Here is a 14,626-nt window from a genome sequence, read left to right on the forward strand (position 1 = left end):
AGTACCCCCGGGCCGGGAGAGCGGAACCGACCGAGGGCGTGATCAGTTGTGGCCATTTCACTGTCTGTGGTGCTGCTGTTGGCGATCATCCTGGTAGTGCTGATCAGAGGGGGGAACATCAAGGCCGGCCCCGCGATCGTCGCCGTCCTTTTCGGCTTCTTCCTCGCGTCGACCGGGATGGCCCCCTCGATCCAGCGCTTCCTCGACTCGATAGCGCAGACCATCAACTCGATCAACTTCTGATCGCGCGGGCGCGCGCGAGCGCACGCCCGCGCGACGGAGCGCGATCCGTGGACACGATCGGCGGACACGATCCGTGGGCGCGATCGGCGGACGCGATCTGTGGGCAAAAGAGCACGAGACGTAGATTCCGTACGCCCTGTACGGCGTCCGCTCCGTCCGTGCGGTCGGCGTGTCGGACCCGCGCCGGCGAGCGGTGGCCCGGCCCCGGATGCGCCGAAGGCCCAGGCGACGAGGTCGGAACCTCTCACCTGGGCCTTCGCCACGCAGAGCGGGCGACGGGAATCGAACCCGCGTAGCCAGTTTGGAAGACTGGGGCTCTACCATTGAGCTACGCCCGCACAACACGCGCCGCAGGTCCGTGACCGCGGCACAGAAGGCATCGTAGCGGGTCGTCCGCCGCGTAGGCCAACGTGTTGGTCTGCATGGATGTGATGCCGACGCGGGTGAACAAAGCGGCCGACGCGGGCGGCCCGGGCATGTACCCTACGTGTCGCACCGAAACGGGGTGTGGCGCAGCTTGGTAGCGCGTCCGCTTTGGGAGCGGAAGGCCGTGGGTTCAAATCCCGCCACCCCGACCATCGAATGACGGCGTCCGTCTTGATCGCCTTTTGGGGCGCTGAGCGGCTGCGGTTACTATGCAAGCTGCGCGCCCGCGTGTCCCGGCCCCCACTCGGCGGCTTACGAACTCCTCCGGGCGGCGAAACTCCGCCGGGCCTCTCTGGTCCCGGCAGAACCCAAGCAGTCAGCCACAAGGAGACCGAACCGTGAAGAGCGCCGTGGAGACCCTGAACCCGACTCGGGTTCGGCTCACTGTCGAGGTGCCCTTCGAGGAGCTCAAGGACAGCCTCGACGCGGCGTACAAGAAGATCAACCAGCAGGTCACGGTGAAGGGCTTCCGTAAGGGCAAGATCCCGGCCCGCGTCATCGACCAGCGGTTCGGCCGCGGTGCGGTGCTGGAGGAGGCCGTCAACGACGCGCTCCCGAAGTTCTACACCGAGGCGGTCAACGAGGCCGAGCTCAACCCGCTGGGCCAGCCCGAGGTCGACATCACCGAGCTGAAGGACGGCGAGACGCTGAACTTCACCGCCGAGGTCGACATCCGCCCCGCCCTGGAGATCCCGGACTACTCCGGTATCGAGGTCGAGGTCGACGCCGTCGAGGTGACGGACGAGGACATCGAGAAGTCCGTGGAGCAGCTCCGCGAGCGCTTCGCCTCCACCTCCCCGGTCGAGCGGGCCGCCGAGGACGGCGACGTCGTCACCATCGACCTGGTGGCCAAGGTCGACGGCGAGGTGCTCGAGGACGGCATCGCCGACGGCGTGTCCTACACCATCGGCTCCGGCGAGCTGCTGGACGGCATCGACGACGCCGTGAAGGGCCTGGAGGCCGGTGGCGAGGCCACCTTCACCTCCGAGCTCAAGGGCGGCTCGGCGGCCGGCCAGGAGGCCGAGGTCACCGTCAAGGTCACCCAGGTCGCCGCCCGCGAACTCCCCGAGCTGGACGACGAGTTCGCGCAGCTCGCCTCCGAGTTCGACACCCTGGACGAGCTGAAGGCCGACAGCCGCAAGCGCCTGGCCGACATGAAGACGTACGACCAGGCCACCCAGGCCCAGGAGCGCGTCCTGGAGAAGCTCCTGGAGCTCGTCGAGGTGCCCGTCCCCGAGAAGCTGCTCGAGGACGAGATCAACACCCGCAAGCACAACCTGGAGCACCACCAGCTCGGCCAGATGGGCCTCGACCTGGAGAAGTACCTCGAGATCCAGGGCAAGACCGCCGAGGAGTTCGAGGCCGAGACCAAGGAAGCCGCGGTCAAGGGCATCAAGACCCAGTTCGTCCTCGACGAGCTGGTCAAGGTCGAGAAGCTGAACGTCAACCAGGAGGAGCTCACCGAGCACCTCATGCGGCGCGCGGCCTCCTCCGGCATGTCCCCCGACCAGTTCGCCCAGGCCGTCGTCGAGGGCGGCCAGGTTCCGCTCCTGGTCGGCGAGGTCGCCCGCGGCAAGGCCCTGGCCGTCGTGGTCGAGGCCGCCACGGTGAAGGACACCAACGGCGAGCTCGTCGACCTGGACGACGAGGACGAGGACGCGACGGAGGCCGCCGAGGCCGCCGCCGAGTCCACGGACGCCGCCGACGAGGAGAAGTCCGAGGGCTGAGCCCACGGCGCCCGTTAACGGCATACAGGGGCTCCTGGGACCATCCCGGGGGCCCCTTTGTCATACGCCCCGGGGGGTAGCGCCCCCGAAGGCGGCGCAGCCGCCGCCTGGGGGCGCGGGGAACTGCGCGACAAGCCACGATGGCGCCGCACGCGCCCACCTCCCGCTACGGTCACGGCCGGTTGACAACGGCCCTTCCGCCGGAGGCAACCGCGCTACGCCCCCGGCGAACAGCCCTGTTACCGGGATTCCCCGAAGGGACCATCGCGTTAGGGTCCATGAGTACGAGGGCAGCCAAGCCCCCGGCTACGGAAACGTGAGACGGCCCGGCGCCGTCGTAAGACGAGCAGGTGGATACGTGACGAATCTGATGCCCTCCGCCGCCGGCGAGCCTTCCATCGGTGGTGGCCTCGGCGACCAGGTCTACAACCGGCTGCTCGGCGAGCGGATCATCTTCCTCGGCCAGCAGGTCGACGACGACATCGCGAACAAGATCACCGCGCAGCTGCTGCTGCTCGCGGCCGAGCCCAACAAGGACATCTTCCTCTACATCAACAGCCCCGGCGGCTCGGTGACGGCCGGCATGGCGATCTACGACACCATGCAGTTCATCCCGAACGACGTGGTCACCATCGCCATGGGCATGGCGGCCTCGATGGGCCAGTTCCTGCTCACCGGCGGCACCGCCGGCAAGCGCTTCGCCCTGCCGCACACGGACATCATGATGCACCAGGGCTCCGCGGGCCTGGGCGGTACGGTCTCGGACATCAAGATCCAGGCCCAGTACCTGCTGCGCACCAAGAAGACCATGTCCGAGCTGACCGCCCTGCACTCCGGCCAGACCGTCGAGACGATCGTCCGCGACGGCGACCGCGACCGCTGGTTCACCCCGGCAGAGGCCAAGGAGTACGGTCTCATTGACGGGATCATCACGCATGCCTCCGGTGTTCCGGGAGGCGGCGGCACCGGCGCCGTCTGAGCGCGGCGACGCCACGCTCCGCCGAGACTCCAGCCCCCCGAACGCCACCAGGACGGTGAACACCCTCATGAGCAACTTCCCCGGCGCCGCCGACGCCCGTTACGACGGTCCCCGGCCCGACGCCCGCTACGTCATCCCGCGCTTCGTGGAGCGCACCTCGCAGGGCATCCGCGAGTACGACCCGTACGCGAAGCTCTTCGAGGAGCGCGTGATCTTCCTCGGCGTCCAGATCGACGACGCCTCCGCCAACGACGTCATGGCGCAGCTGCTGTGCCTGGAGTCGATGGACCCCGACCGGGACATCTCGATCTACATCAACAGCCCGGGCGGCGACATGACCGCCCTCACGGCGATCTACGACACGATGCAGTTCGTGAAGCCGGACATCCAGACGGTCTGCATGGGCCAGGCGGCCTCCGCCGCGGCCATCCTGCTGGCCGCCGGCACGCCCGGCAAGCGCATGGCGCTGCCGAACTCGCGCGTGCTGATCCACCAGCCGGCCGGTTCCACCGGCCGCGGCCAGCTCTCCGACCTGGAGATCATCGCCAACGAGTTCACCCGGATGCGCGAGCAGCTGGAGGACATGCTGGCCAAGCACACCAACCGGCCGATCGAGAAGATCCGCGAGGACATCGAGCGCGACAAGATCCTCACGGCCGAGGAAGCGCTGGAGTACGGCATCGTGGACCAGATCATCTCCACCCGGAAGATGAACAACGCTGACGTCCGCTGACAGAGGATGTAGTCTCTGCCGCCCTTGGCCCGGTTTGACCGTGGGCTCGGTAACGTGCACGTCAAAGTGAACCGTGCCAAGGGGGGCCCGTACGGGGGGCCCGGCAAGGTACCGTCGACATAAGGCAGCACCAGGAGCCGCTGGATTCGAAAGAGTCCAGGCGTCTCCCAGGCGAAGGGGAAGCACACCGTGGCACGCATCGGTGACGGCGGCGATCTGCTCAAGTGCTCGTTCTGCGGCAAGAGCCAGAAGCAGGTCAAGAAGCTCATCGCAGGGCCCGGTGTGTACATCTGCGACGAGTGCATCGACCTCTGCAACGAGATCATCGAGGAGGAACTCGCCGAGACGAGCGAGGTGCGCTGGGAGGAACTCCCCAAGCCCCGCGAGATCTACGAGTTCCTGGAGGGCTACGTGGTCGGACAGGAGCCCGCCAAGAAGGCCCTCTCGGTCGCGGTGTACAACCACTACAAGCGGGTCCAGGCCGGTGAGAACGGCGGCGGCCAAAGCCGCGAGGACGCCATCGAGTTGGCGAAGTCCAACATCCTGCTGCTGGGCCCCACGGGCTCCGGCAAGACGCTCCTGGCGCAGACCCTGGCCCGCATGCTGAACGTCCCGTTCGCGATCGCCGACGCGACCGCGCTGACGGAGGCCGGCTATGTGGGCGAGGACGTCGAGAACATCCTCCTCAAGCTGATCCAGGCGGCCGACTACGACGTCAAGAAGGCCGAGACCGGGATCATCTACATCGACGAGATCGACAAGGTCGCGCGGAAGAGTGAAAATCCGTCGATCACGCGGGACGTCTCCGGTGAGGGTGTCCAGCAGGCGCTGCTGAAGATCCTCGAGGGCACCACGGCCTCCGTCCCGCCGCAGGGCGGCCGCAAGCACCCGCACCAGGAGTTCATCCAGATCGACACGACGAACGTGCTGTTCATCGTGGGCGGTGCGTTCGCGGGCCTGGAGAAGATCATCGAGTCCCGGGCGGGTGCCAAGGGCATCGGCTTCGGCGCGACCATCCGCTCCAAGCGCGAGCTGCAGTCCAAGGACCAGTTCGAGGACGTCATGCCCGAGGACCTGGTGAAGTTCGGCATGATCCCCGAGTTCATCGGCCGGCTGCCCGTCATCACCTCGGTCCACAACCTGGACCGCGAGGCCCTGCTCCAGATCCTGATCGAGCCGCGCAACGCGCTGGTGAAGCAGTACCAGCGTCTCTTCGAACTCGACGGCGTGGAGCTGGACTTCGAGCGCGAGGCCCTGGAGGCCATCGCCGACCAGGCCATCCTCCGCCAGACCGGCGCGCGCGGCCTGCGCGCCATCATGGAGGAAGTCCTCATGTCCGTGATGTACGAGGTGCCGTCCCGCAAGGACGTGGCCCGCGTGGTCATCACGGCCGACGTCGTCCACTCCAACGTCAACCCGACCCTGATCCCGCGCGACGCGCGCGGCCGGGGATCGGGCGAGCAGAAGTCGGCGTAACCACGTCAACGCCGAAGCGCCGGGCCCTCCTCGGAGGAGCCCGGCGCTTCGGCGTTCGCACCGTTCACACGTCCTACAGGTCTACTTGGCCACGCGCGCCTGCGCGCGGACATCGGCGGCGAGCTTCGCCGACTCGTCGACGCTGTACGTCTTCACACCCGCCGTCGGCTCCACCATGCCGATCGTGCTGTAGTCCGCCCAGATGCAGAGGTACGCCGTCTGCTGCTTGCCGGTGAGCTGGCTCTTGCCCTGCGCCTGCTGGCACTTCATCACCGCGCCGTCCAGCCCGTCGGGGGACACCGACTGCGCGTCGCCGACCAGCTTGACGCTGTCGTCGTCGGAGGTGCCCTCCTTCTTCATCTGCGCGAAGGTGGCGTCCAGCGCGGCCTGCGGGTCCTTCACCGAGCCGTAGACCCCGAACAGGGTGAGGTTCTCGGCGGTCTGCGCCTTCGCCAGATCCGTCGGGTCGGTGGCGTCGAGGGACTCCAGGTCGACGGTCGAGTAGATCGCGGTGACCGAAGTGGCGTCGGTGACACCGGACTTGGCGAAGTCCTTGGCGTCGCTCGAACTCGCCTTCTCCTCGCTGGGGTCGCCCACCCGCTTGTACTTGGCGGACAGCAGCGAGGCCGGCGCGGTGAGCTTGTGCGGCCCGTCGTCCTTGAGCCCGCCGCTCCCGCCCCCGGCGAGCACGAAGTACGCGCCCACCGCCACGGCCGCCACCACCGCCACCGCGCCGATGACCAGGCCCGTCTTCTTCCGGCCGCCCGGAGCCGGCGGCTGCGGAACGCCGTAGGGCTGCTGGCCGTACGGGGGCTGGCCGTAGGGCGGCTGCTGCTGACCGTACGGGTTCTGCTGCGGCGGGACGGGAGGGACGCCCTGGGGCGGGTAGCCGTAGCCCGGCTGCGGCGGCTGCGGCGGGGCCTGCTGAGGGTAGCCGTAGCCGGGCTGGGGCGCCTGCGGCGGCTGGCCGTACGGACCCGGCTGCTGTCCGTACGGTCCCGGCTGCTGCGGCGGCCCCCCGTACGGGCCCGGCTGGTTGTAGCTCATCTCTGGGTTCCCCTCCAGATGCTTATGTGTTCCTGACATCCTGGCTCAGCCACCGGGGACTCATGGCACGAGGGTGCTCACCGTTACAGAACAAACGCGTTTCGGGACTGGCCCGTGACACCTCTAAACTGAGCCCCGTGACCGAGAACGCTCAGCAGCAGCCCACAGCGCCCAGCACCGAACTGCCGACCCAGTACGCGCCGGCCGACGTAGAGGGGCCGCTGTACGAGCGTTGGGTAGAGCGGGGTTACTTCGCGGCCGACGCCAAGAGCGACAAGCCCGCGTACACCATCGTCATCCCGCCGCCGAACGTCACCGGCTCCCTGCACCTGGGCCACGCCTTCCAGCACACGCTGATGGACGCGCTGACCCGCCGCAAGCGCATGCAGGGCTTCGAGGCGCTCTGGCTGCCCGGCATGGACCACGCCGGTATCGCCACCCAGAACAAGGTCGAACAGCAGCTCGCCGAGGAGGGCAAGTCCCGCCAGGACCTCGGCCGCGAGGAGTTCGTCGAGCGCGTCTGGCAGTGGAAGGAAGAGTACGGCGGCAAGATCCTCGGCCAGATGCGCCGGCTCGGCGACGGAGTCGACTGGGACCGTGAGCGCTTCACCATGGACGAGGGCCTGTCCAAGGCCGTCCAGACCATCTTCAAGAAGCTCTACGAAGACGAGCTGATCTACCGCGCCGAGCGGATCATCAACTGGTGCCCGCGCTGTCTGACGGCCATCTCGGACATCGAGGTGGAGTACCAGGAGGACGACGGCGAGCTGGTCTCCATCAAGTACGGCGAGGGCGACGAGACGCTGGTCGTCGCCACCACCCGCGCGGAGACGATGCTCGGTGACACGGCCGTCGCCGTCCACCCGGACGACGAGCGGTACCGGCACCTGGTCGGCAAGCGCATCAAGCTCCCGCTGACGGACCGTACGATCCCCGTCGTCGCCGACACGCACGTCGACCCGGAGTTCGGCACGGGTGCCGTCAAGGTCACCCCGGCCCACGACCCGAACGACTTCGCGATCGGCCAGCGGCACAACCTCGAGTCCATCACCGTGATGGACGAGCGGGCCGTCATCACGGTCCACGGTCCCTTCGAGGGCCTGGACCGCTTCGAGGCGCGTTCCGCGATCGTCGCGGCGCTGCGTTCGCAGGGCCGGATCGTCGCCGAGAAGCGGCCGTACGTCCACAGCGTCGGCCACTGCTCGCGCTGCAGCACGACCATCGAGCCGCGGCTGTCCATGCAGTGGTGGGTCAAGGTCGGCCCGCTGGCGAAGGCGGCCGGTGACGCGGTCCGCGACGGGCGGGTCAAGATCCACCCCGAGGACATGTCGAAGCGCTACTTCGACTGGGTCGACAACATGCACGACTGGTGCATCTCGCGCCAGCTGTGGTGGGGCCACCGGATCCCGGTCTGGTACGGCCCCGACGGCGAGGTCGTCTGCGTCGGCCCCGACGAGCAGCCGCCCGGCACCGAGGCGGAGGGCTGGAAGCAGGACACCGACGTCCTGGACACCTGGTTCTCCTCGGGCCTGTGGCCGTTCTCCACCCTCGGCTGGCCCGAACAGACCGCGGACCTGCGGAAGTTCTACCCGACCGACGTCCTGCTGACCGGCCACGACATCATCTTCTTCTGGGTCGCCCGGATGATGATGTTCGGTCTCTACGCGATGGACGGCGAGGTCCCCTTCCGCACCATCGCGCTGACCGGCCTGGTCCGTGACGAGCGCGGCAAGAAGATGTCGAAGTCCTTCGGCAACGTCGTCGACCCGCTGGACTGGATGGACAAGTACGGCTCCGACGCCGTCCGCTTCACCCTGGCCCGCGGCGCCAACCCGGGCACCGACGTCCCGATCGGCGAGGACTGGGTCCAGGCCTCCCGCAACTTCGCCAACAAGATCTGGAACGCGACCCGCTTCGCCCTGATGAACGGCGCGACCGTCGAGGGCCCGCTGCCGGACGCGTCCGAGATGTCGGCGACGGACCGCTGGATCCTGTCCCGCCTCAACAAGACGGTCGCCGAAGTCGACGCGTTCTACGACGACTTCCAGTTCGCGAAGCTGTCCGACTGCCTCTACCACTTCGCGTGGGACGAGGTCTTCGACTGGTACGTCGAACTGTCGAAGACGACGTTCCAGGCCGGCGGCCGGGGCGCCGAGGTCTCCCAGCGGGTCCTCGGTGAGGTCCTCGACGTCACCCTGAAGCTGCTCCACCCGGTGGTCCCCTTCGTCACGGACACCCTGTGGACGACGCTGACCGGCGGCGAGTCGGTCGTCATCGCTGACTGGCCGTCCGACAGCGGCTTCCGCGACGACGCGGCCGAGCGGGAGATCGAGAGCCTCCAGTCCGTCATCACCGAGGTCCGCCGCTTCCGCGCCGACCAGGGCCTGCAGCCTGGTCAGCGGGTCCCGGCCCGCCTCACCCTCGACGGCACGGCGCTCGCCCCGCACGAGGCGGCCATCCGCCAGCTGCTGCGCCTCCAGCCGGAGGGCGACGCCTTCGCGGCCACGGCCACCCTCCCGGTCGCCGGCGCCACGGTCGCCCTCGACCTCTCCGGCACGATCGACGTGGCGGCGGAGCGCAAGCGCCTCGCCAAGGACCTCGCGGCCGCCGAGAAGGAGAAGGCCCAGGCGACGGCGAAGCTGGGCAACGAGGCGTTCCTGGCGAAGGCCCCGGACAACGTGGTGGACAAGATCCGCGGCCGGCTGGCCAAGGCGGACGAGGACATCGCCCGCATCCAGACCCAGCTGGACCGCCTTCCGCAGGCCTGACCCGCACGTCCCCGCACGTCTCCGCAGGCGTCCGGCAGCCCGTTCCCCGGGCCGCCGGGCGCCTGCGCGTATTTCTTCCGTCATCAAGCGCGGACCGGCCACCGCCCTACAATCCAAAAGTAGGAACATGACCTGATTGTTCTGTTTTGATGCTTCGTGGCGGAGGGAACGCCCGCATGCTGCGCAGGGGCCGGACGAGGACACCTCCGCACAGGGGACTGGTTCCCCTGACGGCTGTCACGGGCGCCCTGCTCGCCGTGCTCATCGGGCTCGTCTTCCTGATGCTGCTGTGGGCGATCCAGGACGCGCGCGGCTCCCTGCTGACCGCTCGCGGCGGCCGGCCGGCACTGGACCAGGCCACGGCGGTCCAGAAGGCCGTGCTCGACATGGAGGGCGGTCAGCTGAGCTACGTCATCACTCGGCAGGACGAGTTCCTCAAGCCGTGGCGGGCGGGACGGGCCGCGTTCCCCGTGCAGGCGCAGCGGCTCGTGGACATGAGCCCCTCCTCCTCCCAGCGGCGGCTCGCCCGGCAGATCCGGGAATCCGGGCAGTCCTTCATCCACGACTACTCGATCCCGCTCGTCGACGCGGCCCGGCGCGGTGATCCCGATGCGAGCAGCAGTACCCGCACGCGGGAGGGCAGGCAGCGCGTCGAGGCGCTCCGCGGCCAGCTCGGCAACTACCTCGGCGACGAACGCGTCGTCATCGACAAGCGCGAGCACGCCCTCGAGCACCGGATGGACCGGCTGACCTTCGCGGCATCCGTCGGTGTCGCCGGGGCGGTCCTGCTGATCGTCGGCTACGGCGCCTATGTGACCCGAGTGATCGTCTGGCCGGTGCGCAGGATGGCCGTCACCGCGACCCGGCTCGCCGCCGGTGATCTCAGCGCACGGGTGCCGCCCTCCGGCAGACGGGAGATCGGGCAGCTGGAGACGGCGTTCAACAGCATGGCCGCCTCCCTGGAGAAGAGCCACCGCCGGCTCAGACTGCTCTACGACGCCGGTACGGCCGTGGGCACCACCCTCGATGTGCGGCGGACCGCCGACGAACTCGTCCGGGTCGCGGTCCCCCGCTTCGCCGACCACGTCACCGTCGACCTGGCGGCAGCCGTCCTGACCGGCGGGGAGCCCGCGAACGACGACGGCGCGGGCCTGCAGCGGGTCGCCCGGGGCGGCATCCGCGACGAGTCGCCGCTGGCCCCGGTCGGCGCACCGGCCGCACCCTGCCGGTCCGTCCCCGGCACCGGCCCGGCCCTCCACTCCGACCTGCGCGCCGCTCCGGCGGGATGGGCCACCGACAGCCGGTGCGCGGACCGGCTGCTCGCCTACGGCATGGGCTCGCTGATCACCGCGCCACTGTCGGCGCAGGGCATCCCGCTGGGGGTGATCGCCTTCTGGCGGACCCGGCACTCCCCGCCGTTCGAGAAGGACGACCTGTCCGACGCCGAGGAACTGGCCGCGAAGACCGCGGCCGCCATCGACAACGCGCGGCGCTACACCCGGGAGCGCGAGACCGCGCTGGCCCTCCAGCACAGCCTGCTGCCGCACGACCTGCCCGCCCGCCCGACCGTCGACATCGCCTACCGCTACCTGCCGACCGGCACCCGGGCCGGAGTCGGCGGCGACTGGCTCGACGTGATCCCGCTGTCGGGCACCCGGGTCGCCCTGGTCGTCGGGGACGTCGTCGGCCACGGCATCCAGGCCTCGGCCACCATGGGCCGGCTGCGTACGGCGGTCCGTACCCTCGCCGACGTCGACCTGCCGCCCGAGGAACTCCTCACCCACCTCGACGACCTCGTCCTCCACCTCGACGACGGCGCCCCGGAACCGGCCGGAGAGGTCGGCTCGACCTGCCTGTACGCCGTCTACGACCCGATCTCGCGGCGCTGCTCCCTGGCCAGCGCCGGCCATCCGCTGCCCTTCGTGATCACCCCGCAGGGCGCGGTGGAGAAGGCCCCGGGCCAGGCCGGACCGCCGCTCGGGCTGGGCGGACTGCCGTTCGAGACGACCGAGCTGGACCTCGCCGGAGGCACCACCCTCGCGCTGTTCAGCAACGGCCTGGTGCACTCCCGCAACCTCGACCTGAGCCAGGGCCTCGAGCGGCTCCGCCGGGCGCTGGCGACGCCAGGGGAGCCGCTGGAGGCCACCTGCGACCGCGTGGTGGCCGCGCTGCGCACCGGCGAGCCCGCCGACGACGTCGCCCTGCTGCTCGCCCGCACCCATGCCCTGCCCTGCGACCGGGTGGCCACCTGGGAGGTCCCCGCGGACCCCGAGCACGTCGGCCGGGCCCGGACCCTGACCACCGACCAGCTCGGCGCCTGGCAGCTGGAGGACCTGTCCTTCACCACCGAACTGGTGGTCAGCGAGCTGGTCACCAACGCCATTCGCTACGGCGGCTCCCCGATCCAGCTGCGGCTCATCCGGGACACCGCGATGCTGATCTGCGAGGTCTCCGACGGCAGCAGCACCGCACCCCACCTGCGGCGGGCCCGGGTCTTCGACGAGGGCGGCCGGGGCCTGCTGCTGGTCGCCCAGCTCACCCAGCGCTGGGGCACCCGGCAGACCTCCGCCGGCAAGACCATCTGGTGCGAACAGGCCCTGCCCACCACCGAGCCAACCGAGCCCACCGGGCCTGCCTAGCCTGCGGGGCTTGCGGGGCTTGCGGGGCCTGCCCGGGCCTTCCTGGCTTCCTGGCCCGCCGGGCTCGCCGAGTCCTCCTGGGCCGCCGGGCCCGCCGAGTCCGCGAGCCTTCCTGGCCCGCCGGGCCCTCCTGGGCCGCGGGGCCGGTGCCGGGCTCCGTAGACTGGTGCCGTGAGTGATCTGCCCCCGCGCGACCCCCATGACAGCTTCGACGAGAACTTCGACGACATCGTCGAGGCCGAGACGGAACGCGACCCCGATCTCGCGGTGATCGAGGCCGGCAGCCGGACCCTGCGTACCCAGGGCGGCTCGGCGCAGGCCGACGTCCCGGGCCGCCCCGAGGACCCCGAGGTCGACCGGGCCCTGCGTGAGGTCGAGGCGGAGCTGGCCACCCGCTGGGGCGAGACCAAGCTGGAGCCGTCGGTCACCCGGATCACCGCCCTCATGGACGTGCTGGGCGAGCCCCAGCGGGCGTACCCCTCGATCCACATCACCGGCACCAACGGCAAGACGTCCACCGCCCGCATGGTCGAGGCCCTGCTCGGCGCCTTCGACCTGCGCACCGGCCGCTACACCAGCCCCCACGTGCAGTCGATCACCGAGCGCATCAGCCTCGACGGCGCCCCGATCGACGCCGAGCGGTTCATCGAGACGTACCAGGACATCAAGCCGTACGTCGAGATGGTCGACTCCCGGCAGGAGTACCGGCTCTCCTTCTTCGAGGTGCTCACCGGCATGGCGTACGCGGCCTTCGCGGACGCCCCCGTAGACGTCGCCGTCGTCGAGGTCGGCATGGGCGGCTCCTGGGACGCCACCAACGTGATCGACGGTGACGTCGCCGTCGTCACCCCCATCGACCTCGACCACACCGACCGGCTCGGCGAGACCACCGCCGAGATCGCCGGCGAGAAGGCCGGGATCATCAAGCAGGACGCCACCGTGATCATGGCCCAGCAGCCGGTGGACGCGGCCCAGGTGCTGCTGAAGAAGGCCGTCGAGGTGGACGCCACGGTGGCCCGCGAGGGCCTGGAGTTCGGCGTGGTCGCCCGCCAGGTCGCCGTCGGCGGCCAACTGCTCACCCTGCGCGGCCTCGGCGGCGAGTACGAGCAGGTCTACCTCCCCCTGCATGGCCCCTACCAGGCCCACAACGCGGCCGTCGCGCTGGCCGCCGTGGAGGCGTTCTTCGGTGTCGGCTCCCAGCGCCCGGAGCCCCTCGCCATCGACACGGTCCGCAAGGCCTTCGCGGCGGTCACTTCGCCGGGCCGGCTCGAAGTCGTACGGCGCTCTCCCACCGTCGTCCTGGACGCCGCGCACAACCCGGCCGGCGCCCGCGCCACCGCCGAGGCGGTCGGCGAGGCCTTCGACTTCAGCCGGCTGATCGGCGTGGTCGGGGCGAGTGGCGACAAGAACGTCCGGGGCCTCCTGGAGGCCTTCGAGCCGATCTTCGCCGAGGTCGTGATCACCCAGAACTCCAGCCATCGCGCGATGGACACGGACGAACTGGCCGCGGTCGCCGTCGAGGTGTTCGGTGAGGACCGCGTCCAGGTCGAGCCGCGGCTGCCGGACGCCCTGGAGGCCGCGATCACGCTGGCCGAGGAGGAGGGCGAGTTCGCGGGCGCGGGGGTGCTGGTCACCGGCTCGGTCATCACGGTCGGCGAGGCCCGGCTGCTGCTGGGGAGGGCCTGACCATGCGGACGCTCTGCTCCTCCACCCTGATCGGCGAGTTCTTCGTCATCGGCTTCGCCGCGCTGGTCGCCATGAAGGCCCCGGACCTGTCCACCGCCACGGTGTGGCTGGTCAGCGGCATCGCGATGTTCCTCTGCGTGGCCCTGTGCGGTGTGATCACCCGCCCCGGCGGCATCGCCCTCGGCTGGGCCCTGCAGATCGCGCTGATCGCCTCCGGCGTCTTCGTGCCGACGATGTACTTCTTGGGCGCGGTCTTCGCGGCCCTGTGGTGGGCGTCGGTGCACTACGGCAGGAAGATCGACGAGGCGAAGGCCCGCTTCGCGGCGCAGGCGGACCGGTCCGCGACCTCGGGAGCTGACACTGCGTGACGGCCGCCCGGACCTGCCCTGTAGCCTCTCCTCACCGCACACGTAAGTACCGCGAAGGAGCCCTCACGTGACTCAGCGCACCCTCGTCCTGCTCAAGCCCGACGCCGTCCGTCGTGGCCTGACCGGCGAGATCATCGGCCGTATCGAGCGCAAGGCCGACTGGCGGATCACCGCGCTGGAGCTGCGCTCCCTGGAGCGGGCGACGCTGGAGCAGCACTACGCCGAGCACGTGGGCAAGCCGTTCTACGAGCCGCTGGTCGAGTTCATGGCCTCCGGCCCCGTCGTCGTCCTGATCGCCGAGGGCGAGCGGGTCATCGAGGGCGTCCGCGCACTGGCCGGTCCCACCGACCCGATCGCCGCCGCGCCGGGCTCCATCCGCGGCGACTTCGGCGTGATCGTCCGCGAGAACCTGATCCACGCGTCCGACTCCGAGGAGTCCGCCGAACGCGAGATCAAGATCTTCTTCCCGGGCCGCGCCTGACTCCCCGGGGCGGGGCCCCGTAGAGTTTCCGTAGAATTTTCTGACGGGTGGTC

General features: G+C 69.9%; 11 protein-coding genes and 2 tRNA genes. 11 read left to right on the top strand and 2 right to left on the bottom strand.

Annotated elements, in window-relative coordinates:
- The first annotated feature begins 48 nt into the window (after positions 1 to 48).
- A complete protein-coding gene (locus tag ABZ642_RS17125; protein WP_360483848.1) occupies positions 49 to 243 on the top strand; it encodes a hypothetical protein in 195 nt (64 codons plus the stop codon).
- A 267-nt stretch (positions 244 to 510) separates the two neighbouring features.
- On the opposite strand, the gene ABZ642_RS17130 is transcribed toward ABZ642_RS17125, so the two are convergent.
- Positions 511 to 581 (bottom strand) — tRNA-Gly (locus ABZ642_RS17130).
- Positions 582 to 744: 163 nt separating this feature from the next.
- On the opposite strand from ABZ642_RS17130, the gene ABZ642_RS17135 reads away from it, so the two are divergent.
- The 5 genes from ABZ642_RS17135 (at position 745) to clpX (ending at position 5,584) form a co-directional block, all read left to right on the top strand.
- Positions 745 to 821, top strand: a tRNA-Pro gene (locus ABZ642_RS17135).
- A 186-nt stretch (positions 822 to 1,007) separates the two neighbouring features.
- Positions 1,008 to 2,396, top strand: coding sequence for a trigger factor (tig, locus tag ABZ642_RS17140; RefSeq protein ID WP_360483851.1), 1,389 nt, complete (start codon positions 1,008 to 1,010; stop codon positions 2,394 to 2,396).
- A gap of 370 nt (positions 2,397 to 2,766) precedes the next feature.
- Positions 2,767 to 3,375 (top strand): ATP-dependent Clp protease proteolytic subunit, encoded by a 609-nt coding sequence (locus ABZ642_RS17145; protein ID WP_360484353.1) that lies wholly within the window; start codon positions 2,767 to 2,769, stop codon positions 3,373 to 3,375.
- 67 nt (positions 3,376 to 3,442) lie between these two features.
- Entirely contained in the window at positions 3,443 to 4,108 is a 666-nt protein-coding gene (locus ABZ642_RS17150; protein ID WP_360483852.1) for an ATP-dependent Clp protease proteolytic subunit, read from the top strand.
- A gap of 189 nt (positions 4,109 to 4,297) precedes the next feature.
- Positions 4,298 to 5,584 (top strand): ATP-dependent Clp protease ATP-binding subunit ClpX, encoded by a 1,287-nt coding sequence (gene clpX, locus ABZ642_RS17155; RefSeq protein ID WP_360483855.1) that lies wholly within the window; start codon positions 4,298 to 4,300, stop codon positions 5,582 to 5,584.
- Positions 5,585 to 5,665: 81 nt separating this feature from the next.
- Here the strand turns inward: clpX and ABZ642_RS17160 are convergent, their stop codons facing one another.
- Positions 5,666 to 6,631 carry a hypothetical protein gene (locus tag ABZ642_RS17160; protein WP_360483858.1) on the bottom strand — a complete coding sequence of 322 codons (966 nt, stop codon included), beginning with the start codon at positions 6,629 to 6,631 and terminating at the stop codon, positions 5,666 to 5,668.
- 137 nt (positions 6,632 to 6,768) lie between these two features.
- On the opposite strand from ABZ642_RS17160, the gene ABZ642_RS17165 reads away from it, so the two are divergent.
- From ABZ642_RS17165 to ndk, 5 genes are all read left to right on the top strand, one after another.
- Positions 6,769 to 9,399, top strand: coding sequence for a valine--tRNA ligase (locus tag ABZ642_RS17165; RefSeq protein ID WP_360483861.1), 2,631 nt, complete (start codon positions 6,769 to 6,771; stop codon positions 9,397 to 9,399).
- A 176-nt stretch (positions 9,400 to 9,575) separates the two neighbouring features.
- Complete coding sequence (locus ABZ642_RS17170; RefSeq protein WP_360483864.1) at positions 9,576 to 12,038, top strand: SpoIIE family protein phosphatase; 2,463 nt, start codon at positions 9,576 to 9,578, stop codon at positions 12,036 to 12,038.
- A 171-nt stretch (positions 12,039 to 12,209) separates the two neighbouring features.
- Complete coding sequence (locus ABZ642_RS17175) at positions 12,210 to 13,724, top strand: folylpolyglutamate synthase/dihydrofolate synthase family protein (protein ID WP_360483867.1); 1,515 nt, start codon at positions 12,210 to 12,212, stop codon at positions 13,722 to 13,724.
- Positions 13,725 to 13,726: 2 nt separating this feature from the next.
- Positions 13,727 to 14,092 (top strand): DUF4233 domain-containing protein, encoded by a 366-nt coding sequence (locus tag ABZ642_RS17180; RefSeq protein ID WP_360483870.1) that lies wholly within the window; start codon positions 13,727 to 13,729, stop codon positions 14,090 to 14,092.
- A 67-nt stretch (positions 14,093 to 14,159) separates the two neighbouring features.
- Positions 14,160 to 14,573: a nucleoside-diphosphate kinase gene (gene ndk / locus ABZ642_RS17185; protein ID WP_360483873.1), complete on the top strand. Its 414-nt coding sequence runs from the start codon at positions 14,160 to 14,162 to the stop codon at positions 14,571 to 14,573.
- Positions 14,574 to 14,626: the final 53 nt, after the last annotated feature.

The organism is Streptomyces sp. NPDC007157 (assembly GCF_040634235.1).
Taxonomy (GTDB): domain Bacteria; phylum Actinomycetota; class Actinomycetes; order Streptomycetales; family Streptomycetaceae; genus Streptomyces.